The 21,858-nt window shown below is 64.9% G+C and carries 26 protein-coding genes; 6 read left to right on the forward strand and 20 right to left on the reverse strand.

The window, feature by feature from the left end; translation table 11 throughout:
- The 7 genes from CEJ42_RS17300 to CEJ42_RS17330 all read right to left on the reverse strand — a co-directional run bounded on the left by CEJ42_RS17300 (position 1) and on the right by CEJ42_RS17330 (position 6,167).
- Positions 1–780, reverse strand: coding sequence for a DMT family transporter (locus CEJ42_RS17300; RefSeq protein ID WP_338064262.1), 780 nt, complete (start codon positions 778–780; stop codon positions 1–3).
- A 316-nt stretch (positions 781–1,096) separates the two neighbouring features.
- Positions 1,097–1,357 (reverse strand): YfhL family 4Fe-4S dicluster ferredoxin, encoded by a 261-nt coding sequence (locus CEJ42_RS17305; protein ID WP_079218082.1) that lies wholly within the window; start codon positions 1,355–1,357, stop codon positions 1,097–1,099.
- A gap of 109 nt (positions 1,358–1,466) precedes the next feature.
- A complete protein-coding gene (gene coaD, locus CEJ42_RS17310) occupies positions 1,467–1,955 on the reverse strand; it encodes a pantetheine-phosphate adenylyltransferase (RefSeq protein WP_079218081.1) in 489 nt (162 codons plus the stop codon).
- A gap of 36 nt (positions 1,956–1,991) precedes the next feature.
- Complete coding sequence (rsmD, locus tag CEJ42_RS17315) at positions 1,992–2,654, reverse strand: 16S rRNA (guanine(966)-N(2))-methyltransferase RsmD (protein WP_088751956.1); 663 nt, start codon at positions 2,652–2,654, stop codon at positions 1,992–1,994.
- A 10-nt stretch (positions 2,655–2,664) separates the two neighbouring features.
- Positions 2,665–4,029: a M16 family metallopeptidase gene (locus tag CEJ42_RS17320; protein ID WP_088751957.1), complete on the reverse strand. Its 1,365-nt coding sequence runs from the start codon at positions 4,027–4,029 to the stop codon at positions 2,665–2,667.
- A gap of 61 nt (positions 4,030–4,090) precedes the next feature.
- On the reverse strand, positions 4,091–4,726 hold the full coding sequence (locus tag CEJ42_RS17325; RefSeq protein WP_079218078.1) for a ParA family protein: 636 nt from the start codon (positions 4,724–4,726) through the stop codon (positions 4,091–4,093).
- Between the two features lie 70 nt (positions 4,727–4,796).
- Entirely contained in the window at positions 4,797–6,167 is a 1,371-nt protein-coding gene (locus tag CEJ42_RS17330) for a M16 family metallopeptidase (protein WP_088751958.1), read from the reverse strand.
- 202 nt (positions 6,168–6,369) lie between these two features.
- Between CEJ42_RS17330 and ftsY the strand changes: the two genes are divergently transcribed.
- The 5 genes from ftsY to rpoH all read left to right on the forward strand — a co-directional run bounded on the left by ftsY (position 6,370) and on the right by rpoH (position 10,730).
- The gene (ftsY, locus tag CEJ42_RS17335; protein WP_088751959.1) at positions 6,370–7,539 is read left to right on the forward strand and encodes a signal recognition particle-docking protein FtsY; all 1,170 of its coding nucleotides are present in this window, start codon (positions 6,370–6,372) and stop codon (positions 7,537–7,539) included.
- A gap of 2 nt (positions 7,540–7,541) precedes the next feature.
- The gene (locus tag CEJ42_RS17340) at positions 7,542–7,811 is read left to right on the forward strand and encodes a Pathogenicity locus (protein WP_088751960.1); all 270 of its coding nucleotides are present in this window, start codon (positions 7,542–7,544) and stop codon (positions 7,809–7,811) included.
- A 33-nt stretch (positions 7,812–7,844) separates the two neighbouring features.
- The gene (locus CEJ42_RS17345) at positions 7,845–8,537 is read left to right on the forward strand and encodes a cell division ATP-binding protein FtsE (protein WP_079218074.1); all 693 of its coding nucleotides are present in this window, start codon (positions 7,845–7,847) and stop codon (positions 8,535–8,537) included.
- Positions 8,534–9,457 (forward strand): permease-like cell division protein FtsX, encoded by a 924-nt coding sequence (ftsX, locus tag CEJ42_RS17350; protein ID WP_088751961.1) that lies wholly within the window; start codon positions 8,534–8,536, stop codon positions 9,455–9,457. The genes CEJ42_RS17345 and ftsX overlap by 4 nt, the downstream gene beginning before the upstream one ends.
- A 373-nt stretch (positions 9,458–9,830) precedes the next feature.
- Positions 9,831–10,730 carry an RNA polymerase sigma factor RpoH gene (gene rpoH / locus CEJ42_RS17355; RefSeq protein WP_079218072.1) on the forward strand — a complete coding sequence of 300 codons (900 nt, stop codon included), beginning with the start codon at positions 9,831–9,833 and terminating at the stop codon, positions 10,728–10,730.
- Positions 10,731–10,844: 114 nt separating this feature from the next.
- On the opposite strand, the gene CEJ42_RS17360 is transcribed toward rpoH, so the two are convergent.
- Genes CEJ42_RS17360 through CEJ42_RS17380 form a run of 5 tightly spaced genes read right to left on the reverse strand, consistent with a single transcriptional unit; the run spans position 10,845 to position 14,873 of the window.
- Complete coding sequence (locus CEJ42_RS17360) at positions 10,845–11,438, reverse strand: SCO family protein (RefSeq protein ID WP_079218071.1); 594 nt, start codon at positions 11,436–11,438, stop codon at positions 10,845–10,847.
- Between the two features lie 4 nt (positions 11,439–11,442).
- A complete protein-coding gene (cyoE, locus tag CEJ42_RS17365; protein ID WP_079218070.1) occupies positions 11,443–12,336 on the reverse strand; it encodes a heme o synthase in 894 nt (297 codons plus the stop codon).
- A 1-nt stretch (position 12,337) separates the two neighbouring features.
- Positions 12,338–13,468, reverse strand: coding sequence for a COX15/CtaA family protein (locus CEJ42_RS17370; RefSeq protein WP_079218069.1), 1,131 nt, complete (start codon positions 13,466–13,468; stop codon positions 12,338–12,340).
- Between the two features lie 42 nt (positions 13,469–13,510).
- Complete coding sequence (locus tag CEJ42_RS17375; protein ID WP_088751962.1) at positions 13,511–14,155, reverse strand: SCO family protein; 645 nt, start codon at positions 14,153–14,155, stop codon at positions 13,511–13,513.
- Entirely contained in the window at positions 14,142–14,873 is a 732-nt protein-coding gene (locus tag CEJ42_RS17380; protein ID WP_088751963.1) for an SURF1 family protein, read from the reverse strand. The genes CEJ42_RS17375 and CEJ42_RS17380 overlap by 14 nt, the downstream gene beginning before the upstream one ends.
- A gap of 92 nt (positions 14,874–14,965) precedes the next feature.
- Between CEJ42_RS17380 and CEJ42_RS17385 the strand changes: the two genes are divergently transcribed.
- Positions 14,966–15,166 carry a twin transmembrane helix small protein gene (locus tag CEJ42_RS17385; RefSeq protein ID WP_079218066.1) on the forward strand — a complete coding sequence of 67 codons (201 nt, stop codon included), beginning with the start codon at positions 14,966–14,968 and terminating at the stop codon, positions 15,164–15,166.
- A gap of 86 nt (positions 15,167–15,252) precedes the next feature.
- Here CEJ42_RS17385 and CEJ42_RS17390 read toward each other — a convergent pair whose 3' ends face one another.
- The 8 genes from CEJ42_RS17390 to CEJ42_RS17420 all read right to left on the reverse strand — a co-directional run bounded on the left by CEJ42_RS17390 (position 15,253) and on the right by CEJ42_RS17420 (position 21,854).
- The gene (locus CEJ42_RS17390) at positions 15,253–16,113 is read right to left on the reverse strand and encodes a cytochrome c oxidase subunit 3 (RefSeq protein WP_079218065.1); all 861 of its coding nucleotides are present in this window, start codon (positions 16,111–16,113) and stop codon (positions 15,253–15,255) included.
- Between the two features lie 121 nt (positions 16,114–16,234).
- A complete protein-coding gene (locus CEJ42_RS17395) occupies positions 16,235–16,465 on the reverse strand; it encodes a DUF2970 domain-containing protein (protein ID WP_079218064.1) in 231 nt (76 codons plus the stop codon).
- A 28-nt stretch (positions 16,466–16,493) separates the two neighbouring features.
- The gene (locus CEJ42_RS17400; RefSeq protein ID WP_079218063.1) at positions 16,494–17,057 is read right to left on the reverse strand and encodes a cytochrome c oxidase assembly protein; all 564 of its coding nucleotides are present in this window, start codon (positions 17,055–17,057) and stop codon (positions 16,494–16,496) included.
- On the reverse strand, positions 17,054–17,164 hold the full coding sequence (locus CEJ42_RS25305; protein ID WP_006461515.1) for a cytochrome oxidase small assembly protein: 111 nt from the start codon (positions 17,162–17,164) through the stop codon (positions 17,054–17,056). Before CEJ42_RS25305 ends, CEJ42_RS17400 begins: the two co-directional genes overlap by 4 nt.
- 72 nt (positions 17,165–17,236) lie before the next feature.
- Complete coding sequence (ctaD, locus tag CEJ42_RS17405; RefSeq protein ID WP_079218062.1) at positions 17,237–18,844, reverse strand: cytochrome c oxidase subunit I; 1,608 nt, start codon at positions 18,842–18,844, stop codon at positions 17,237–17,239.
- Between the two features lie 19 nt (positions 18,845–18,863).
- Entirely contained in the window at positions 18,864–20,024 is a 1,161-nt protein-coding gene (gene coxB / locus CEJ42_RS17410; RefSeq protein WP_079218061.1) for a cytochrome c oxidase subunit II, read from the reverse strand.
- 34 nt (positions 20,025–20,058) lie between these two features.
- Positions 20,059–20,520, reverse strand: a complete 462-nt coding sequence (locus CEJ42_RS17415; protein WP_079218060.1) for a DUF2244 domain-containing protein — start codon at positions 20,518–20,520, stop codon at positions 20,059–20,061.
- A gap of 386 nt (positions 20,521–20,906) precedes the next feature.
- Complete coding sequence (locus CEJ42_RS17420) at positions 20,907–21,854, reverse strand: methyltransferase domain-containing protein (protein WP_088751964.1); 948 nt, start codon at positions 21,852–21,854, stop codon at positions 20,907–20,909.
- Positions 21,855–21,858 lie beyond the last annotated feature (4 nt).

Consider the following 21,858-nt stretch of genomic DNA (forward strand, 5'->3'; position numbering starts at 1 on the left):
TCAGGCTGCCGACGGCGCCGCCGCGCGACGGTCGCGAATCAGCCACGGCGCGGCGATGATCAGCGCGCCGCCGATCAGGTCTTGCGGGCGCAGCTCGGCCGCTCCCAGCAACCAGGCCGACAGGCTGGCGACCAGGATCTCCGCCAGCATCACCACCGCCGTGATGTTGGCCGGCAAGCGCGCCACGCCGTATTGCAGGCACAGGTTGGACACCAGGAACAGCACCGCCCACACGCCCACCAGCGGCCACGCCGCGCCCGGCACCGCGACCGGCCAGGCCACCAGCCCCGACAACGAGAAGACCACCCCCAGCAGGCAGGCCAGCGTGGCGCCGCCGGACAGCATGGCGATGGCGCGCGCGCCGTCGGACACGCCATGCTGGCGCCGCAGCAGCACATTGTTGATGGCGAAGGACAGCCCGCCCAGCACCGCCATCCAGTCCGGCAAGGTCTGCGGCAGCGGCAGGCCCAGACGCGGCTGGTACAGCACGATCACCGCGCCGCCCAGGCCCAGCGCCACCCGACCCAGCGAGCGCGGCGTGATGGCCTCGTGCAGCACCACGCGCGCCAGCACCACGGTCCAGATCGGCATCAGGTAGAACAACAGGATCACCCGCACCACGTCGCCATAGGCGATGGCGACATTGAAGGCGGCGTTAGTGAGGCCGGTGGCCAGCGCCACGCCCAGCAGCTCGGGATGGCGCAGCAGCTGCGGGATGTCGCGCCGCTTGAGCGCCAGCAGCATGGCCGCGCAGCCGACGAAGATGGCCGCCGTGGCCACAGCGGGTGCAGGCCCATGCCTTCGAGCGCGCGCATGCCGGTCCAGGACAGGCCCCAGATGGTGGTATTGAGGAGCAGCGCCGCGACGGCGTGCTTGGGGATGTGTTGCATCGTGGTGTCTTGTGATGGGAAGCGGCAAGGAAAACGGCAAGGCAAGCGCTTCAATCTATTGCGGCCGTGCGCTGCGCGGGCTGGCGCCGTTGATAAGGCTTATGCCGCGTCGCGCATATCGCCCCAGCGCCGAGCCCGGGCAAAAGAAAAGCCGGCAATGCCGGCTTCCCGCAAACAGCCTCAGGATTCGGGCGAGCTTCCCCGCCTCAGCCCTGCTTTGCCTGCGCCTGCAGGCGTTCGTATTTGTCCATCAGCTGCTCGCGGCTTTCGCGCCAGGCCGGATCGAACGGGATGCAGGCCACCGGGCACACCTGCTGGCACTGCGGCTCGTCGAAATGGCCGACGCACTCGGTGCACTTGTCCGGATTGATCTCATAGATCTGCGGGCCCATGTAGATGGCCTCGTTCGGGCACTCGGGCTCGCAGACGTCGCAATTGATGCAATCATCGGTAATCATCAGCGCCATGGCTGCTCCTTCGCGCACGCGCCAAAGCGCTGCGCCTTACTGCCTGCAAACTTCCCTGCGACCAGCTTCATTGCCCTACCCTGCCTGACATTGGCTACCGCAAAAGGCCTCAGCCGTTCTGCTTCGCTATCTTGGCCTTCAGCCACTTTTCGACCGAAGGAAATACGAACTTCGAGACATCGCCGCCCAGCTGGGCGATCTCGCGCACGATGGTGCCCGAGATGAACTGATATTGGTCCGACGGCGTCAGGAACAAGGTCTCGACGTCCGGCAGCAGGTAGCGGTTCATGCCCGCCATCTGGAATTCATACTCGAAGTCGGACACGGCACGCAAACCGCGCACGATGACGCGCGCATTGTTCTGGCGCACGAAGTCCTTCAGCAACCCGGAAAAACTTTCCACCTGGACATTCGGATAATGTCCCAGCACTTCATTGGCGATCGACAGGCGCTCTTCGAGCGAAAAAAACGGCTTCTTGTTTTTGCTGTCCGCTACGCCGACCACCAGCTTGTCGAACAATCCGGAAGCGCGGCGGACCAGGTCCTCATGACCGCGCGTCAACGGATCGAATGTCCCTGGATATACAGCAGTGACCATGGTGTCTCCTCACCGGCAATTCAATCAGAACGCGCATTATGCCTGAATTTGCGCGGCGCTTTTGCGTTGCAATAAATGATAGAACACCATGCCCGCCTTATCCGAGCGCACGACCTCCCAGGCCGCCATCCACGCCGGCGCCTGCTCGCCGTCGAGCGCGAACTCGGCCTCGGCATAGACCAGCCCGGACGGCGCCAGCAGCGTCTCGCAGGACGGCAGCACCTTTTCCAGCCAGCCCTGGTGGTAGGGCGGATCGATGAAGACCAGGCCGAACGCGCCCGGCTCGCGCTGGGCGGCGTTGCGCACGGCGGCCAGCGCGTCGCCGCGCACGATGGCCACCGTATCGGCCTTGAGCTTGTCGCGGTTGGCCTCGAGCTGGCGCGCCGCCGGGCCGCCCTGCTCCACCATGACCACACGGCGCGCGCCGCGGCTGGCGGCCTCGAAGCCCAGCGCGCCGGAACCGGCGAACAGGTCGAGGCAGGCAAGCTGCTCCCAGGCGCCGTCCAGCAGGTGGGTGAGCCAGTTGAAGACGGTCTCACGCACGCGGTCCGGGGTCGGGCGCAGCCCTTCGGCCTCCAGCACCGGCAGCGGCGTGCGCTTCCACTGCCCGCCGATGATGCGCACCTGGTGCGGGCCGCGCGCGGCGGACTTGCCCTGGCTTGGGCGGGCCGGCTGGCGGCTCTTGCTGCTCTTGTTCATGCTGCCGCCCTTACTTCGATGTCGGCGCTGCCGGTGCTGGCGGTGCGGCAGGCGCGGCTTGCGCGTCCTCGCCGACGATCACGGTCGCCAGCTGCTCGGGATGCACATGCCTGCGGAAGGCCGCGCGCACGTCCGACACGCTGACGTTGCGGACCTGGTCGATCCAGCGGTCGAGATAATCCAGCGGCAGGCCGTAGAAGCCGATCACGGCGATGTTCTCCAGCAGCTTGGCGTTGCTGTCGATACGCAGGGCGAAACCGCCGGTGAGATTGTCCTTGGCGGCCTTCATCTCGGCGGCGGTCGGGCCGTCCTTCAGGAACTTGTCCAGCGTGGCGCGCACCACCTGCAGCGCTTCGCCGGTCTGCTCCTTCTTGGTCTGCAGGCCGATCTGGAACGGGCCGGGCTGCGCCAGCGGCGAGAAGCCGCTGTAGACGCTGTAGGTCAGGCCGCGCTTCTCTCGCACCTCGTCGGTCAGGCGCGAGACGAAACCGCCGCCGCCCAGGATGTAGTTGCCCACGGTCAGCGCGAAGAAATCGTTGTCGCCGCGCCTGATCGCCGGCGCGCCGATCAGGATGTGCGACTGCGAGGCAGGATGGGCGATGCGGGTTTCGCCGCCCCGGGGCGCGGCGACCTCGGGCAGCGCCGGCAGGGCCGCGCCTTGCGGCAGGTCGCGCGTCAGGCCGGCGGCGATCTGTCGCGCCTGGTCGGGCGTGATGTCGCCGATCAGCACGATCACGGCGCGGTTGGCCACGTAGTGGGCGCGGTGGAAGGCCACGACATCGTCGCGGGTGATGGCCTGCACGCTGGCTTCGCCGGCGTCCTGCGCATAGGGGTGGCTGCCGTAGATGGCGGCCATGAAGGCTTTTTCGGCGATGGCTTCCGGCTTGGTCAGCTCCTCGCGGATGCCGGAGATGGCCAGCGCCTTGTCGCGCTCCAGGCCGGCCTGCGGGAAGCTGGGGTGGGCCAGCATGCGCGCCAGCAAGCCCAGCGCGACATCGCGCTCGGCCGGGGACGACAACGTGCGCAGCTTCACGCCCGCGCGATCCTGCCCCGCGCCCGCGTGCTGCTCGGCGGCGACGTCGGCAAAGCCGTCCAGTACCTGCGCTTCGCTCAGCTCGCCGCCCTGGCCGCCGGCCACGCCGCGCGTCAGGCTGGCGGCGGTCAGTTCGGCCAGACCGGCGCGGCCGGCCGGATCGCGCCGCTGGCCCGCGTCGAACTGCACGCTGACGTCGAGCATGGGAATGGAGTGGTTCGCCACGAACAGCACGCGCGCGCCGTCGGACTGGTTCCAGGACTGGATCTGCAGCGCGGCGGAGGCCGGCGCCGAGGCGAGAAAGCCCAGGGAAACAAACAGGATGCCGAAATATTTTTTCATAAAACCAGATGCCAATTGAAAGCGATGGACGCCGCCCAGGCCGGCGCGGCGCCCTGGCGGATCATCCGCCGTTGTTCTTGCCGACCCACTCCAGCACCGGCTGCCACTGCTCCAGGTCGCGTTGCACGCGCGAAGGGGCGATATCCCACAGCGTGAGGCCATGCGCGGCCAGTTGCACGTAATTCTGCGTGTCGCGCAGATAGCCCAGCACCGGCAGTTTCAAACCCTCGATAAAACGATGCAGCTGCTCGGCCGAGCGGGTGCGCGCATCGACCCGCATGCCGACGATGCCGACATCGATCTCGCCGTTGCGCACCGCCTTCTCGTCGGCCAGCCGGCGCAGGAAATCCTGCGTGGCGAGGATGTCGAAGATCGAGGGCTGCAGCGGCACCAGCACCTTGTCGGCCATCTTCAGGGCGTCGTTCAGGCGCCAGCCGTGCAGGCCGGCCGGGGTATCCAGCACCACATGGCTGGTGCCCTTGGGCGGCTTGGCGACGTAGTCTTCGCTGACCTCCCAGGTCGCGATCGGCCGCGCCTCCGGCGGGCGGATGTTGAGCCAGGCGCGGGCCGACTGCTGGCGGTCGATATCGCCCAGCAGCACGCCATGCCCCTGGCTGGCGAAATAACCGGCGAGGTTGGTGGACAGCGTGCTCTTGCCGACTCCGCCCTTGGGATTGGCGACGACGATGACAGGCATGTTTTTCCTCCGAGAAGAACAGCGAACCCGATCGACTACAACACCACCGACAACCGACGCAAACCCCGAATCAATGCAGCATGCCCGGCGGCGGCGCGGCAGGCTTCTTGCCGTCCAGCGGCAGCGGCACCAGCGTGGCCACGGTCAGGTTGTCGTCCTTGAAGTATTTCTGCGCCACCGCCTGCACCTGCTCGGGGGTGACGCCCTTGAGCTTGTCGATGATGCGGTCGATGTTCTTCTGGCCGATGCCGGTGGTCTCCATCATGCCCATTTCCATGGCCTGGCCGAACACCGAGTCGCGCTTGTAGACCTGGGCCGCGATCAGCTGCGTCTTCACGCGCTGCAGCTCCTGCGGCGACACGCCTTCCCTGGCGATGCGCTCGACCTCGGCGCGCAGCAGGCCTTCCAGCTGCTCGGTGGTGACGCCTTCGGCGGGGCTACCTTCCAGCGTGAACAGCACCGGACCGCGCGCCACGCCGCTGTAGCTGGCGCCGACCGTGGTGGCCTTGTTGCCGGTGCGCACCAGGTTGGCGGTCAGGCGCGCGTTCTCATAGCCGTCCAGCACGGCCGACAGCACATCCAGCGCGTAGGCCTCCTGGTCCTTCTCGACGTCGCGCAGCGCCGGCACCTTGAAGCCCAGCACCACATAAGGGTTCTCGGCCGGCGCCTTGACCGTCACGCGGCGCAGCCCGAGCTGCTGCGGCTCGTTCTGCGGCTTCTCGCGCGGCAGCGCGTGGGAAGGGATCTTGCCGAAATACTTGTTGGCCAGGGCCAGCACGCGCTGTGCATCGACGTCGCCGGCCACCACCAGCGTGGCGTTGTTGGGCGCGTACCACTGGCGATACCAACCGGCGATGTCCTGCACGGTCATGTGCTGCAGGTCGTCCATCCAGCCCACCACCGGGTGATGGTAGGGATGCGCGGTCCAGGCGGCGGCGTTGAGCGCCTCGCTCAGCAGGCCCATGGGCTGGTCGTCGGTGCGCCAGCGGCGCTCTTCCATGACCACGCGGATTTCCTTGGAGAACTCTCCGGCGTCGAACTGCAGGTTGGCCATGCGGTCAGCTTCCAGCGCCATCACGGTTTCAAGATGGGACTTTTCGATCTGCTGGAAATAGGCGGTGTAATCGTTGGCGGTGAAGGCGTTTTCCTGGCCGCCCATCTCGGCCACCAGGCGACTGAATTCGCCGACCTTGTGCTTCCGGGTGCCCTTGAACATCATGTGTTCCAGCGCGTGCGAGATGCCGGTGGTGCCGTTGAGCTCATCGATGGAGCCGACCTTGTACCAGACCATCTGCACCGCGGTCGGCGCCCGGCGGTCTTCCTTGACGACCACCTTCATCCCGTTCTTCAGCACGAATTCCTGGGCCGTCTGGGCATGCGCCAGCGCCGCGCAGATGCCGAAAAGACCGATGGAGAGGATTGCCCTTATCTTCAATTTCATTGGCTGTGCTCTGATAAAATGCGGGATTCTTTGACCCAGGCGGTCGAGCGCGGGTCTTGTGGATGGGCAATTGTAACCTGTCCCATACGCTTTTCAGGGCATGTTCCGGCTTCCCGCCGCAACCCGATTAGCGCCGGATCCGCGCACAGCGTGCCTGCCGCCGCGCCCTGGCCGCCGCCAGAACCATTCCAAAGCGCCACCGATGTTTAGTTTCTTCAAAAGAAAACCCAAGCCGGAAGTGCAGCCAGAACTGCCGCCGAGCCTGCCGCCAGAAGCGCAACCGGCCGCCAGCGAACCTGCAGCGCCAGCCCCTGCCACGCCCCCTGTCGAGATCGCGCCGCCTTCCGCGGCGGTCGTGCCGCCGCCTCAGCCCGAGGCCGCTCATGTCGCTCATGCCACTCATGCCGCCGACGAGGCCGTTGCGCCCGAGCCGGAGCCCGAGATCGTCGAAGCCCCCGCGCCGACGCCGGAAGCCAAGCGCTCTTGGCTGTCGCGCCTGAAGTCCGGGCTGTCCAAGACGTCCAGCAACCTGACCACGCTGTTCATCGGCGCGCGCATCGACGACGACCTCTATGAGGAGCTGGAGTCGGCCCTGCTGGTGTCCGACGCCGGCGTCGAGGCGACCCAGTGGCTGCTGGACGAGCTGAAAAAGAAGGTCAAGGCCGAACGCCTGACCGAGGCCGCCCAGGTGCGCACCGCCCTGCGTAGCCTGCTGATCGACCTGCTCACGCCGCTGCAGCGTCCGCTGGTGCTGGGCCGCGAGCAGCCGCTGGTGATGATGATCGCCGGCGTCAACGGCGCCGGCAAGACCACCACCATCGGCAAGCTGGCGTTGCACCTGCAGGCCCACGGCCAGTCGGTGCTGCTGGCCGCCGGCGACACCTTCCGCGCCGCCGCGCGCGAGCAGCTGGCGGTCTGGGGCGAACGCAACAACGTGTCGGTGATCGCGCAGGAGTCCGGCGACCCGGCCGCGGTCGCCTTCGACGCCGTGCATTCGGCCACCGCCCGCGGCACCAACGTGGTCATGGTGGACACGGCCGGCCGCCTGCCCACGCAACTGCACCTGATGGACGAGCTCAAGAAGATCAAGCGCGTCATCGCCAAAGGCATGGCCACGGCGCCGCACGAGGTGCTGCTGGTCATCGACGGCAACACCGGCCAGAACGCGCTGGCCCAGGTCAAGGCCTTCGACGACGCGCTGGGCCTGACCGGCCTGGTGGTGACCAAGCTGGACGGCACCGCCAAGGGCGGCATCCTGGCCGCCATCGCCAAGACCCGCCCGGTGCCGCTGTATTTCATCGGCGTGGGCGAGAAGATCGAAGACCTGCAGCCCTTCAACGCCACCGAATTCGTCGACGCGCTGCTGTCCTGACGATGCAGGCGCACTTTTCCGAGGCCGAACGCGCGCTCCTGCGCGGCATTCCCGGCGTCGGCGAAGGACTGGTGCGGCGGCTTGAGCGCCTGGGCATCGCGACGCTGGCGGAACTGGCCGGATCCGACGCGGTCGCCTTGACTGCCCGGCTGGCTCTGGCAAACTGCTCGCACTGCTCGGAAACCAGCCCCAAGGCGCGCCGGCTGGCAGAAGAAGTGACAGCGCTGGCGCGACGCCACGCGGCGGCCACATCCGCCGACTCCGCCCCATAACAAGAGACGTTCGGACAGGCGATTGCAGATTCGATGATTGAATTTTCCCGGGTATCCAAACAATATGCGCGCGAGGTCTACGCCTTGCGCGACATTTCGCTGTCGGTCGGCAAGGGCGAGCTGCTGTTCCTGGCCGGTCCCTCGGGCGCCGGCAAGTCCACGCTGCTGAAGATGATCGCCGCCATCGAGCGCCCGACCGCCGGCAAGCTCACCGTCAGCGGCCAGGACATCGGCGCCATCAAGGGTTCCGGCCTGCCCTACCTGCGCCGCAACCTGGGCCTGATCTTCCAGCAGCAGCGCCTGCTGCAGGACCGCAACCTGCTGGCCAACGTGATGCTGCCGCTGATCGTCACCGGCTCCTCGCGCGCCGACGCCGAGAAGCGCGCCCGTGCCGCGCTGGACAAGGTGGACCTGCTGGACAAGGCCCAGTCCGAGCCGCAGGAGCTCTCCGGCGGCGAGCAGCAGCGCGTGGCCATCGCGCGCGCCATCGTCAACCGCCCGCAGATCATCCTGGCCGACGAGCCCACCGCCAACCTCGACCGCGCCAATGCCAACAAGGTGCTGGCGGCGCTCAAATCCTTCCACGGCGTGGGCGTGACCTGCCTGATCTCGACCCACGACGAGCAATACCTGACCGGCGCCGACCGCATCGTCTACCTGGACCGCGGCCGCATCGTCGACGGCTGGCATAACGGCGTGGCCAACCCGGTGGAGGTGTCGCCATGAACTGGTTGCGCCAACACTTCGCCGCCGCCGCGGATGCGCTGCGCCACCTGCTGCGCTCGCCCGGCAATTTCCTGCTCAACGTGCTGGTGGTGTCGATCGCCCTGGCGCTGCCCTTCGCCGGGCTGTCCGCGCTGGAAAACGTGCGGCCGATCTCGGAGCAGATGTCGGTCGAGCCCGAAATCAGCATCTTCATGAAGATGGACGCCGGCCGCGACGCCTCGCAGGCCATGGGCAAGACCATCGCCCAGGTGCTCAAGGACAGCGATACCGTCGGCCGGGTCGAGTTCATCCCGCGCGAGAAGGCCTTCGACGCCCTGAAGAGCAAGACCGGCCTGGCCGACGTGCTGGCCACGCTGGGCAGCAACCCGCTGCCGGACAGCTTCGTGCTGCGCCTGCCGGGCTTCCAGAATGCCATGGACGCGAGCCGCGTCGACGACATCGCGCAAAAGCTGAAGAACCAGCCCGGCGTGGACACCGTGCAGATCGACTCCGAATGGGTCAAACGCCTGGCCGCGCTGCTGCGCATCCTGCGGCTGGTGCTGCTGTTCCTGGGTATCACGCTGGGCGCGGTGGTGATCGCGGTGGTATTTAACACCATCCGCCTGCAGGTGATGACCCAGCGCGACGAGATCGAGGTCTCGCGCCTGTTCGGCGCCACCAACGCCTTCATCCACCGCCCGTTCTACTACACCGGCGCCCTGCTGGGACTGTGCGCCGGCGTGGTGGCGCTGGGCCTGGTGATCGCCGCCCAGCAGCCGCTCAACGAAGCCATCCTCGACTTCGCCCACCTTTACGCCTCCGAATTCCAGCTGGCGCTGCCCAGCGCCATGGCGATCGGCCTGCTGCTGGCCATCAGCGCCCTGCTGGGCCTGTTCGGCGCGATGCTGTCGGTGCGCAGGCATCTGGCGCGCATGGGTTGACGCAGGAAGTTTCAGCGCAACAACAAAACGGCCGCCGGAGCAACCCGGCGGCCGTTTTTTTGACTGTATCCCCTTGAAATCGCGCCGGCTGCCTCTATTTTGGGAGCTCCCCCACTGCAAAAATTGTTACAGATTTTTGACCGCCTTTTGACCCGCGTCGCAACTTTACGTCTCGAATTCCTTCTAAGATAGTAGGGACGAAAGCAATGATTATCAGAATTGCAATAGAGCAGTTCTATCGGGGTCTTCCAAACATGCAATTAGCACTCTCAAATGACGAGTGCTAGAATACCTTATCGAAATGCTCCAGTTTTAGGTTTTAAAGCATTGCTTTAATTCAAACGTCTCTTCCGCAAGGAAACAAGGAGAATCAATGAAAGCAGCGTCTGCACAATCTGCACTCATGCCGGTCGAGTCCAATGCGCTCGCGCTCGGTTTTTCCGGCAGCCTGGGCAACATCGACGCATATATTTCGGCAGTGAACCGCCTGCCCATGCTGACGGCCGAAGAGGAAGTCAAGCTGGCCCGCGACCTGCGCGAAAAGAACGACCTGGGCGCCGCCCAGAAGATGGTGCTGTCGCACCTGCGCCTGGTGGTATCGATCGCCCGCGGCTACCTGGGCTACGGCCTGCCGCACGCCGACCTGATCCAGGAGGGCAACATCGGCCTGATGAAGGCGGTCAAGCGCTTCGACCCGGGTCAGAACGTGCGCCTGGTGTCCTATGCCATGCACTGGATCAAGGCCGAAATCCACGAGTACATCCTGAAGAACTGGCGTCTCGTGAAGGTCGCGACCACCAAGGCCCAGCGCAAGCTGTTCTTCAACCTGCGCAGCCACAAGGAAGGTCTGGACGCGATGACCCCGGCGCAAGTCGAGGCGTTGGCCAAGACGCTGGACGTCAAGCGCGAAGAAGTGATCGAGATGGAAACCCGTCTGTCCGGCCGCGACATCGCGCTGGAGTCGCCCACCGACGACGAAGACGACAAGTTCGCGCCGATCGCCTACCTGTCGTCCGAGAACTCGGAGCCGACCCGCGTGATCGAGGCCAAGCAGTACGACCGCATGCAGTCCGAAGGCCTGGAAGCCGCACTGTCCAAGCTGGACGACCGTTCGCGCCGCATCGTGGAAGCCCGCTGGCTGGCCAACGACGACGGCTCGGGCGCGACCCTGCATGAGCTGGCTGACGAGTTCGGCGTGTCCGCCGAGCGTATCCGCCAGATCGAAGCGGTGGCGCTGAAGAAGATGAAGACTGCGCTGCAGGCGTATTCGTAATTGGCGTAATCCGCGCAATCTTCGCGAATCAGGCAGCAAATGAAAAAGGCACCCTCGGGTGCCTTTTTTCTTGCCTGCGCGACCGGCCGCGAACGCGGCCTGGCGGCGACGATATCAGGACAGCAGCAGCTTGATGTCGTGCGCCAGCGTCTGCGGTCCCTGGCCGTGCTTGACGAACAGGCGGATATGGCCGGCCGGGTCGAACACATAGCTGCCGGCGGTATGGTCCATGGTGTAGCTGCCCGGCTGCTTGCCCGGCACCTTCTGGTAGAACACCTTGAATTCCTTGGCGACCTTCTCAGTCTGCGCCGCGTCGCCGCGCAGGCCCAGGAAGCGCTTGTCGAAGGCCGGCACGTATTGCGACAGGATTTCCTGCGTGTCGCGGTCGGGATCGACGGTGACGAACAGCACCTGCACGCGGTCCGCGTCCGGGCCCAGCTCCTTCATCACGTTGGCCATCTCCACCATCGTGGTCGGGCACACGTCCGGGCACTGGGTATAACCGAAGAAGATCACCACCGCCTTGCCCTTGAAGTCGGCCAGGGTGCGCGGCTTGCCGGTGTGGTCGGTCAGCGCGAAATCACGGGCGTAGTCCAGCCCGGTCACGTCGGTGTTGTTGAACTTCAGCTCGGGCTTGGACGGGCCGCAGGCTGCCAGCAGCCCCGCGCAGCCCGCCAGCAGCAGGGCGGAGAAAAGTCGTCGCTTCATCGGGTCAGAAGGTCCGGAACAGGAAGTAGTGGTCCACCAGCAGCACCGCGAACAGGATCGACAGGTAGACGATCGAGAAGGCGAAGGCGCGGCGCGCGATCAGGTCGGTGTAGTGGCGGTAGATCTGCCACGAATACCAGAAGAAGATCGCACCCAGCACGATGGCGGTGCCCAGGTAGATCAGGCCGCTCATGCCGATGGCGAAAGGCAGCATGCTGGTGGCCAGCAGCGCGATCGTGTACATCAGGATGTGGAACTTGGTCACTTCCATGCCGTGCGTGATGGGCAGCATCGGCAGGCCGGACTTGGCGTAGTCGTCGCGGCGGTACATGGCCAGCGCCCAGAAGTGCGGCGGGGTCCAGATGAAGATGATCATCACCAGCACCCAGGCCTGCATCGGCACGTCGTTGGCGATGGCGGCCCAGCCCAGCGCCGGCGGCATCGCGCCGGCCAGGCCGCCGATGACGATGTTCTGCGGCGTGGCGGGCTTCAGGATGATGGTGTAGATGATGGCGTAGCCGACGAAGGTGGCGAAGGTCAGCCACATGGTCAGCGGATTGACCAGGTTGTAGAGGATCCACATGCCCATGCCGCCGATGACGCCGGAGAACACCAGCGTCTGCTTCACGGTGATCTCGCCGCGCGCCAGCGGACGGCGGGCGGTGCGCGCCATGCGCGAATCGACCTCGCGCTCGACCAGGCAGTTGATCGCGAACGCGGCGCCGGCCAGCAGCCAGATGCCCAGCGTACCGTAGACCACCTTGTGCCAGTCCGGCAGGTCCGGGGTCGACAGGAACATGCCGATCACGGCGCAGAACACGGCCAGCTGCGTCACGCGCGGCTTGGTCAGTGCCCAGTACTGGGCGATGCGGTTGGGTTGGGCGGTCAATGTGGTCATGTCAGGTCACTGGCGATACGGCCGCCTGAGGAGAAGCGGCGGCAATGCCTGCGGGAGCGTAGCGAGCCTTGTAGTTTAACATGACCAGCAGCAGGACCAGCAGCGCGGCGCCGCCATTGTGCACCACAGCAATGGCCAGCGGCCAGTTCAGGTAGATGGTCGCCAGCCCGGTACAGAGCTGCAAAGCCACGATGATCAGCAGCCAGCGGCCGGTCTTGCGCAGGCCGGGGTCGCGCAGCGCCTTGTGTGCCAGCCATACAACATACAAGATCACGACAAAGGCGAAGCTGCGGTGCACCCAGTGGATCGCGGTCAGGGCCTGGAACGGCAGGAAATCGCCGGCGGCCGTCATCCCCAGATGGCGCCAGAGCGTGAAACCGTGCGCGAAATCCATGTCCGGCACCAGCTTGCCGTCGCACAGCGGAAAATCGGTACAGGCCAGCGCCGCGTAGTTGGTGCTGACCCAGCCGCCCAGCGCGATCTGCAGCGTCAGCAACGCCAGGCCGATAGCGGCCGGCGTCGCCATGCCGCGTCCCGGCGACACCGCCAGGTGCGGATTGTGGCGTGCGTACAGCCACGCCAGCATGGCCAGCAAGGTCAGGCCCAGCAACAGGTGAATGGTGACGATGACCGGCTGCAGCTTCATGGTCACGGTCCAGGCTCCGAATGCGCCTTGCAGGCAGACGAAGCCCAGCAAGGCGGTGGCAAACCAGGGGCGGTACTGCGGCTCGGTCTTGCCGGAGCGGACCCAGCGCCGCCAGGCCAGCACCATCAGCGCGATGATCAGCACGCCCACGGCCATGGCGAAATAGCGGTGCGTCATCTCGATCCAGGCTTTGCTCCAGGTCACCGGGCCGGTCGGCATGGCCTGCTGCGCGGCATTGATGTGCTCGTGCGCCAGCAGCGGGTTGGAGCGGTTGTAGCAGCCCGGCCAGTCGGGGCAGCCGAGGCCGGAGTCGGTCAGCCGGGTAAAGGCTCCGAACATGATCAGGTCGAAGGTGAAGAACATCGTCACCCCCACCAGCTTGCGGTATTTGTTGTCGAAGCCCTTGGCCCGCCATACGAAATAGAGCGGGACCAGCGCCACCAGCAGGCCGGTCAGGCCCAGTTCAATCAGCGTTATTGCATTCACGTTATTGCATTCGTCTTGTATCAAACATGCGCCGCCATGCGCTCAGCCGATGGCCGAGGCGCGCAGCAGCTTGGAAATATCCTTCTTCATCTTGCCGGGATCGGGCGACTTGGGGAAGCGCATCATCAGGTTGCCCAGCGGGTCGATCAGGTAGATATGGTCCTGCACCGACGTGCCCGGCTCCACCGGCAGCCAGGCCTTGAGCTTGGCCGCATCCACGCGCAGCATGTCGGTGCCGTCGTATTCGCGCATGAGCATGGTCTCCACCGGCGCCTTGTCGGTCACCAGCCAGACGCGCTCGACGCGCTCCATCTCCTTGCCTTGCATCAGCCGCAGCTGGCGCATGGTAAACAGTTTTTCGCGGCAAGGTGCGGCGCAGTCCGCGCCGTCCACCTGCAGCATGATCCACTTGCCCTTGTAATCCTCCAGCGCGGCCTTCGAGCCGTCCAGCGCGCTGCTGCCCAGATCCGGAATCGGATACTGGCGCGGATCGATCAGCGCGCCGTAGTTGTTGCGGCTCTCCGGCTTGATCACGTAGTAGGTGAAATACGATGCGATCATCGGCGCCGCGCATACCGCGACCACCGCCAACATCTTCCAGCGGCCGTTGCGGCGACGCCTGGCGTCGGCGGCAGCATTGGCTGCGGCACTGGGTTCGGCGGTCTTGCCTGCATCAAGATTTGTCATTGCATCCACGTCTGAATCCCGTGACAAGGAAAAATACAATCGCCATCGCCGCCAGCGCATACCACTGCAGCGCATAGGCGCGGTGACGGTCTATGCCCAGCGAGGGCGCCGGCCAGTCGCGCGCCAGGCCGTCGTCGACGCCGGGCGACGGCATGCGCTGCTCGACCACATAAGCCGACAGCGGCAAGCCGCTGGCCGCCGCCAGCGCGGCGACGTCGAGGTTTTGCAGGATCGCGCCGGGCCTGGGCGCATCGGCCTGGCCCAGCTGCAGCACATGGCCGGCGTCGCGCCGCAAGACGCCGTCGATGCGCATCGCCCCCTGCGCCAACGGCGGCTGCGGCACCCTGGCGCGATCGGTCGCGTCGCGCGGGGCCCAGCCGCGCGCCACCATCACGGCGCGCTGCGAACCCGCTATTTTAAACGCCGTCAGCACATGGAAGCCGACCGCGCCTTCGTGGGGACGGTTTTCCAGGTAGATGGTCCACTGCGGGATGAACTCCCCTTCCAGCAGCACATGACGAAACTCCGCGACGTCGGCCTCGCCCTCGGGCGGCAAGGCCTGCAACGGCGCCTCCTTGGCGCGCGCCTCGATGCGGTGCTGGATCGCCAGCTTCTCTTCGGCGCGGCGCGTCTGCCACTGGCCCAGCGCGATGCCTGCGGCCGCCACCACCAGCGTGGCGCACAGGGGAACCCAGCGAATTCTGAATCTGATTGGCATTACAATGGAAGAAAACAATTTTTCAACAGCCGCGCTGCGCAAAGACATTGATGCGCATCGACCGCGGCAGGAGACACAGGAATTCTACCCGCATGAAAATCGTCGTCGCGATCGCGTTCATCCTCATCCTCGCAAGCCTGGCTTCCGCACTGGTCTTCCTGATGCGCGACAAGGGCAAGAGCAACCGTACCGTGCAGGCGCTGACCTTGCGCGTGGGCTTCTCGGTGGCGCTGTTCCTGCTGATCCTGCTGTGCTACAAGCTGGGCTGGATACAGCCCACCGGCATCCGCTGAAATCCGCCAAGCCCGCCAAACCCGCGCCGCCTGCATGAAAAAGCCGCACATTGGTGCGGCTTTTTTGTTGACGATTCACTGCGGCCTTACAGCCAGTACACCACCACGTACAGGCCCAGCCACACCACGTCCACGAAGTGCCAGTACCATGCCGCGCCTTCGAAGGCGAAGTGATGGGTCGGCGTGAAGTGGCCGCGCAGCAGGCGGTACAGCACCACCGACAGCATGATCGCGCCCATGGTCACGTGGAAACCGTGGAAGCCGGTCAGCATGAAGAAGGTGGAGCCGTAGATGCCCGAGGTCAGCTTCAGGTTCAGCTCGGTGTAGGCGTGGATGTATTCATAAGCCTGGAAGCCCATGAAGATCGCGCCCAGCAGGATGGTCAGGAACAGCCACACCGCGGTCTGCGTGCGGTGGCCGGCGCGCAGCGCGTGGTGCGAGATGGTCAGCGTCACGCCCGAGGTCAGCAGCAGCAGCGTGTTGATGGTCGGGATCGGGAACGGACCCATGGTGTTGAAGCTTTCCACCGTGCCGGCCGGTCCGACGTTGCCCCAGTGGGCGGCGAAGTTGGGCCAGATCACCTTGTGGTCGAGATCGGCCAGCCAGGGCATGGTGATGCTGCGGGCATAGAACAGCGCGCCGAAGAAGGCGGCGAAGAACATCACCTCGGAGAAGATGAACCAGCTCATGCTCCAGCGGTAGGACAGGTCGATGTTCTCGCCGTAGAGGCCGGACTCGGACTCCTTGATGGCGTCGCCGAACCAGTAGTACAGCACCACCAGCACCATCAGGATGCCGAAGATGTTGACATAGGGCGCCCACGAAGCGCCGTTGACCCATGCCGATGCGCCGATCATGGTGACCAGCATCGAAATGCCCGCCAGCATCGGCCAGCGCGACGGTCCCGGTACGAAGTAGTGCGGCGCCTTGGCGTGTTGAGAACTCATTTCCATCTCCCGATACAAAATTCAGTGTTGGCCAGTGTTTGTTGTTGCTGCTTTTTTCGTGAGCTTTTTTGTGCGCCTCTTGCGCGCCTTTGTGCACTCTTCCTGACTGCAATTTCCCCTGCTAACCGCCGGCGGCGTTGGCCACCACCAGCCTGACGATGCTCACCAGCACCGCCACGAAGATCGCCGCGCCGATGACGCCGGCGATGATCACATGCACCGGGTTCAGCCGCGCCGCGTCCGACTCGTAGTCGCGTCGCTTGCGCACGCCGAAGAAGGACCAGAACACCGCCTTCATCGTCGCGCCGAACGAGGCCTTGCGCTGCGACGCCTGCTTCAGGTCTTCGGTCAAAGCGTCCCTTTCACGGCATACGCCGGTTTCAGCCTTCCTTCTTGTCCTTGCCGCCGATCTCGAAGAAGGTGTACGACAGCGTGATGGTCGTCACCTCCTTGGGCAGCTTGGGGTCGATGTAGAACACCACCGGCATCTGCTTGGCCTGGTTCGGGCCCAGCGTCTGCTGCGTGAAGCAGAAGCACTCGACCTTCTTGAAGAAGGCCGCCGACTGCTGCGGCGCATAGCTCGGGATGGCCTGGGCGTCGACATTGCGCGCCTGGGTGTTCACCACCTCGTAAGTCACCTGCGTCATCTCGCCCGGATGCACCTTCATGCTGGCCACCGTCGGCCGGAAGCGCCAGGGGCCCTGCGCGTTGCCGTCGAACTCGACAGTCACCGTGCGCGACTTGTCGACCTGGGTATTGGCCGGCGCCTCCACGGTCGCGTCCTTGGGCGTGAGGAAATTGACGCCGGTGACCTCGCAGATCTTGCGGTACACCGGAATCAACGCGTAGCCGAAGCCGAACATCAGCACCGCCACCACCACCAGCTTGCGCAGCATCACGCGGTTCAGGCCGCGGCCTTCGTCGGGGGTCTCTTCGGCGCTCATTTGGCGAACCAGATGCGGTTGATGAAGATGCCGACGAAGAAGGCCAGCGCCACCAGTCCCAGCAGCAGGCCGGTCCTGAGATTGTTCGGTTTCTTGCGTTCCGACATGGGGAATCCGTTTCTGTGGTGGACGACGGCCGGGCCGCCGTCCACGGGATCATTGAGCGATTGCCTGAGCTGTCACTTGAAGACGGGCGGCTCTTCGAAGGTGTGGAAGGGCGCCGGGCTGGGCACGGTCCATTCCAGGCCTTCGGCGCCGTCCCACGGTTTGGCTTCCGCCTGCTTGCCGCCCTTGATCGACGGGATCACCACGCAGAACAGGAAGTACACCTGCGACAGGCCGAAACCGAAGGCGCCGATGGAGGCGATCATGTTGAAGTCGGTGAACTGCGCCGGGTAGTCCGCATAGCGGCGCGGCATGCCGGCCAGGCCCAGGAAGTGCATCGGGAAGAAGGTCACGTTGAAGGTGATCAGCGAGGCCCAGAAGTGGAACTTGCCGCGCCATTCGTTGTACATGTAACCGGTCCACTTCGGGCCCCAGTAGTAGTAGCCGGCGAACAGCGCGAACAGGGAGCCCGCCACCAGCACGTAGTGGAAGTGCGCCACCACGTAGTAGGTGTCCTGCATCTGGATGTCGATCGGGGTCACCGCCAGGATCAGGCCGGTGAAGCCGCCCATGGTGAACACGAAGATGAAGCCCACCGAGAACAGCATCGGGGTCTCGAAGGTCATCGAGCCGCGCCACATGGTGGCGATCCAGTTGAAGATCTTCACGCCGGTCGGCACCGCGATCAGCATCGTGGCGTACATGAAGAACAGCTGCGCCGTCACCGGCATGCCGGTAGTGAACATGTGGTGCGCCCAGACGATGAAGGACAGGATCGCGATCGAGGCGGTCGCGTACACCATCGACGCGTAGCCGAACAGCGGCTTGCGGGCGAAGGCCGGGATGATCTGCGAGACGATGCCGAAGGCCGGCAGGATCATGATGTAGACCTCGGGGTGGCCGAAGAACCAGAAGATGTGCTGGTACATCACCGGGTCGCCGCCGCCGGCGGCGTTGAAGAACGAGGTGCCGAAGTGGCGGTCGGTCAGCGTCATGGTAATGGCGCCGGCCAGCACCGGCATCACGGCGATCAGCAGGTAGGCGGTGATCAGCCAGGTCCAGCAGAACATCGGCATCTTCATCAGCGTCATGCCGGGCGCGCGCATGTTGAGGATGGTGACGATGATGTTGATCGAGCCCATGATCGACGAGGCGCCCATGATGTGCATGGCGAAGATGCCCATGTCCATGCCCGGGCCCATCTGCGTGGACAGCGGCGCGTACAGCGTCCAGCCCGCGGCGGTCGCGCCGCCCGGCACCAGGAAGGAGCCGGCCAGCAGGAGCGCGGCCGGCGGCAGCAGCCAGAACGAGAAGTTGTTCATCCGCGCGAACGCCATGTCGGAGGCGCCGATCTGCAGCGGGATCATCCAGTTGGCGAAGCCGACGAAGGCCGGCATGATCGCGCCGAACACCATCACCAGGCCGTGCATGGTGGTGAGCTGGTTGAAGAACTCGGGCTTGAAGAACTGCAGGCCGGGATGGAACAGCTCGGCGCGGATCAACAGCGCCAGCACGCCGCCCGAGAGCAGCATCGTGAACGAGAACCACAGGTAGAGCGTGCCGATGTCCTTGTGGTTGGTGGCGAACACCCAGCGGCGCCAGCCGTGCGGATGGTCGTGGGAATGATCGTGGTCGTGGCCGTGCGCGTGGTGATCAGGTGCGTGATCAACGGTGGTGGTCATATTCCTGTTCTCCAATCGATTACTTGCGGCCGGCCAGCACTTCTGCGGGCTGTACGATGTTTTCCTGCGCCTTGTTGGACCAGCTGTTGCGCGTGTAGGTGATCACGGCGGCGATCTCGGTGTCGTTGAGGACGCTCTTCCAGGCCGGCATGGCGTTCTTGCCGTTGAGGACCGTATGGATCTGTGCCGCCTTGGGGCCGTTGACCACCGGGTCGCCGTCCAGCGCCGGGAACGCGCCAGGCACGCCCTTGCCGTTGGCCTGGTGGCACACCGCGCAATTGGCGGTATAGACCTTTTCGCCGCGCTGCTTCAGCTCATCGATGGTCCAGGTCTTGTTCGGATCGTCGGCCTTGGCGGCCATTTCCTTCTTCTTCTCGTCGACCCACTTCTTGTAGTCGGCCTCGCTGACCACGTTCACCACGATGGGCATGAAGGCGTGGTCCTTGCCGCACAGCTCCACGCACTGGCCGCGGTAGGTGCCGATCTTCTCGGCGCGGAACCAGGTGTCGCGCACGAAGCCGGGGATCGCATCCTGCTTCACGCCGAAGGCCGGAATGGTCCAGGAGTGGATCACGTCGTTGGCGGTGGTGACGATGCGCACCTTCTTGTTGACCGGCACGACCACGGGGTTGTCGACTTCCAGCAGGTAGTTGTCGTTCTTGGTCAGCGCGGGGTTGGTGACCTGCTCGCGCGGCGTGGCCAGGTTGGAGAGGAAGGAGATGCCTTCACCCTCGCCCTTGAGGTAGTCATAGCCCCACTTCCACTGCATGCCGGTGACCTTGATGGTGAGGTCGGCGTTGGAGGTGTCCTTCATCGCCACCACGGTCTTGGTCGCGGGCAGCGCCATGCCGATGACGATCAGGAAAGGCACGATGGTCCAGGCGATTTCCACGGTCGTGCTTTCGTGGAAGGTCGCGGCCTTGTGGCCCAGCGATTTGCGGTGCTTGAGGATGGAATAGAACATCACGCCGAACACCGCCACGAAGATCACCAGGCAGATGATCAGCATCAGGATGTGCAGGTCGTAGATTTGTTCGGCGATCTTGGTGACGGGCGGCTGGAAGTTCATCTGCCTTACTGCGGGTCCCCCTGGACTGTCCACCACTGCCCAGGCCGGGATTCCGGCCGCCAGCAGCGATGCACCGAGGGTCAACGATTGAAGGCGCTTCGCAAGTTTCATGGATTTCCTCAAAAGCCCAAGAAGATTATAAGAATTAGAATTTCGGCAACACACCTATCCTCACGGACAGTTCGCGTTCAAGCTCGCGCGCGAACTCGCGTCGTTTCCATTCGCTCATAAAACGGCCCACTTCCACGCGCATGCCGGAGCTCTCCAGCCCCACCAGCGCCTGTCGGGCTCCGGGAAAATCGATGCGCGCGCGGCGCAGGTCCAGCCTGACCAGGTTTGCCTCGCCTGCCTGCGTCACCTCGACGATCAGGCAGTCGTCTTCCAGTACGACGTGTTCGCGATCAGTTGCATGGCGGGCGTACATCAGGAAAGCGATGCCGACCGCCGACAGTTCAATGACAGAAAATATCAGGATTGTCCATGCGCCATGGACGGTGAACGCCAACGCGATCGCCAGCGATACTGCACAGAGGATTGCAAATACCCACGCCAGCTGGCGCGGCGCAATCGAACAATTGCGCTTCAATATCCATTCCCGCGTCTCCATAGCACCTCGCCAGCATGATTGTCGGTCGAGTGTGTCTCTCCAGCCACTGGAGGCGGCGCTTGTCTCGTTGCGCCGGCGTCGCGGGGCCGGGATTGCCCTCCGTCGACGCGCCTGGCGCAGGCGCCGTCCGCATTGCGGCTCTTTATTTATTCTTAACCATTTGAGTATAAGGGGTAACGTCGCCGCTGATCAAGCGCGCGCCGCCGGCCCTTCTCCATCCTCGCTTTCGTCCTGTTTCCTGTCTTGCACCCTGGCTCGCCAAGCCGCCACGGGACTGGCTTTGCGGACTTCGGTGCGGTTCAGCAGGGCGTAACGATACAGCAACTATTACTTTGAACAGATGGGCATCGGCAACTAACCCATATATGCAATTTTCACTAAGCCGCTTATTTGCGCGGCAAATCGAAACGAATAATGCTCTCGCCCGACGAGGTGGTCTTGGGCACCGGCCGGAAGGCGTGGCCGTACACCACTTCGAAGGTCAAGGGGATCTTGCCCTCGTGGTTGCGCATCGCCTCGAAGGCCGCCAGCAGCTGCGCATGCTGCGCGCGCGACAGCAGGCCGCGGCGGCGCGACTCCAGCGGATTGCCGCCCCAGGCGCGCACATCCTCCAGCAGGCGCTGCGGCGTCTCGTAGGTCACGGTGATGGTTTCCATGTCCATCACCGGGGTCGAGAAACCGGCGTTGACCAGCATGTCGCCGAAGTCGTGCATGTCGACGAACGGCAGCGTGTGCGGTGCAATATCGATGCTCTCGAAGGCGTTGCGCACCTCGCGCAGGGTGTCGGGACCGAAACAGGAGAACATCAGCAGGCCCTCCACCCGCAGCACGCGGCGCCATTCGGCGAACACGCGGTCGGGCTGGGGATGCCAGTGCAAGGCGAGATTGGACCAGACCAGGTCCAGCGAATTGGGGCCCAGCGGCAGCTGCGCGAAGTCGGCGCAGGCCAGCTCGGGGCCGTTGGCGCCGGCGCCGTTGGTGCCCAGCCACTTGTTGATCGAACCGAACAGGCGGTTGACCGCCGACTGCGCCCCGCGCTGGTGCTCGGCGGCGACGGCCAGCATGCCGTAGGCGCCGTCCAGGCCCAGCACCTGCGCCTCGGGATAGCGCTTCTGCAACACCGGCAGGTCGGCGCCTTCGCCGCAGCCGGCGTCGAGCACTTCCCTGGGCGCGATCTTCACCAGCGCCAGCCGCTCCTGCATGCGCGCGGACACCTCGCGACGCAGGAAGTCGGATTCGGCCACCAGCTGCGGCCGGCCGAAGCGGCGGCGCACCAGGGGCAGATCGATGGGAGCGCTGAGCTTGGCGCTGGCGGATGGCGGACTGGCGGACATCGAA

The organism is Herbaspirillum robiniae, from assembly GCF_002213415.1.
GTDB classification, from domain to species: Bacteria; Pseudomonadota; Gammaproteobacteria; order Burkholderiales; family Burkholderiaceae_D; genus Herbaspirillum; species Herbaspirillum robiniae.

Bases quoted from the DNA above. Each gene is read 5' to 3' on its own strand.
- rsmD (WP_088751956.1), bottom strand. From the start codon at position 2,654: ATGAACAAGAGCAGCAAGAGCCGCCAGCCGGCCCGCCCAAGCCAGGGC.
- CEJ42_RS17375 (WP_088751962.1), bottom strand. From the start codon at position 14,155: ATGACAAATCTTGATGCAGGCAAGACCGCCGAACCCAGTGCCGCAGCC.
- CEJ42_RS25305 (WP_006461515.1), bottom strand. From the start codon at position 17,164: ATGTCGGAACGCAAGAAACCGAACAATCTCAGGACCGGCCTGCTGCTG.
- CEJ42_RS17390 (WP_079218065.1), bottom strand. From the start codon at position 16,113: ATGAGTTCTCAACACGCCAAGGCGCCGCACTACTTCGTACCGGGACCG.
- CEJ42_RS17385 (WP_079218066.1), top strand. From the start codon at position 14,966: ATGAAAATCGTCGTCGCGATCGCGTTCATCCTCATCCTCGCAAGCCTG.
- ftsX (WP_088751961.1), top strand. From the start codon at position 8,534: ATGAACTGGTTGCGCCAACACTTCGCCGCCGCCGCGGATGCGCTGCGC.
- CEJ42_RS17320 (WP_088751957.1), bottom strand. From the start codon at position 4,029: ATGAAAAAATATTTCGGCATCCTGTTTGTTTCCCTGGGCTTTCTCGCC.
- CEJ42_RS17380 (WP_088751963.1), bottom strand. From the start codon at position 14,873: ATGCCAATCAGATTCAGAATTCGCTGGGTTCCCCTGTGCGCCACGCTG.
- CEJ42_RS17340 (WP_088751960.1), top strand. From the start codon at position 7,542: ATGCAGGCGCACTTTTCCGAGGCCGAACGCGCGCTCCTGCGCGGCATT.
- CEJ42_RS17345 (WP_079218074.1), top strand. From the start codon at position 7,845: ATGATTGAATTTTCCCGGGTATCCAAACAATATGCGCGCGAGGTCTAC.
- CEJ42_RS17400 (WP_079218063.1), bottom strand. From the start codon at position 17,057: ATGAGCGCCGAAGAGACCCCCGACGAAGGCCGCGGCCTGAACCGCGTG.
- CEJ42_RS17305 (WP_079218082.1), bottom strand. From the start codon at position 1,357: ATGGCGCTGATGATTACCGATGATTGCATCAATTGCGACGTCTGCGAG.
- rpoH (WP_079218072.1), top strand. From the start codon at position 9,831: ATGAAAGCAGCGTCTGCACAATCTGCACTCATGCCGGTCGAGTCCAAT.
- CEJ42_RS17330 (WP_088751958.1), bottom strand. From the start codon at position 6,167: ATGAAATTGAAGATAAGGGCAATCCTCTCCATCGGTCTTTTCGGCATC.
- CEJ42_RS17415 (WP_079218060.1), bottom strand. From the start codon at position 20,520: ATGGAGACGCGGGAATGGATATTGAAGCGCAATTGTTCGATTGCGCCG.
- CEJ42_RS17325 (WP_079218078.1), bottom strand. From the start codon at position 4,726: ATGCCTGTCATCGTCGTCGCCAATCCCAAGGGCGGAGTCGGCAAGAGC.
- ftsY (WP_088751959.1), top strand. From the start codon at position 6,370: ATGTTTAGTTTCTTCAAAAGAAAACCCAAGCCGGAAGTGCAGCCAGAA.
- cyoE (WP_079218070.1), bottom strand. From the start codon at position 12,336: ATGACCACATTGACCGCCCAACCCAACCGCATCGCCCAGTACTGGGCA.
- coaD (WP_079218081.1), bottom strand. From the start codon at position 1,955: ATGGTCACTGCTGTATATCCAGGGACATTCGATCCGTTGACGCGCGGT.
- CEJ42_RS17360 (WP_079218071.1), bottom strand. From the start codon at position 11,438: ATGAAGCGACGACTTTTCTCCGCCCTGCTGCTGGCGGGCTGCGCGGGG.
- ctaD (WP_079218062.1), bottom strand. From the start codon at position 18,844: ATGACCACCACCGTTGATCACGCACCTGATCACCACGCGCACGGCCAC.
- CEJ42_RS17420 (WP_088751964.1), bottom strand. From the start codon at position 21,854: ATGTCCGCCAGTCCGCCATCCGCCAGCGCCAAGCTCAGCGCTCCCATC.
- coxB (WP_079218061.1), bottom strand. From the start codon at position 20,024: ATGAAACTTGCGAAGCGCCTTCAATCGTTGACCCTCGGTGCATCGCTG.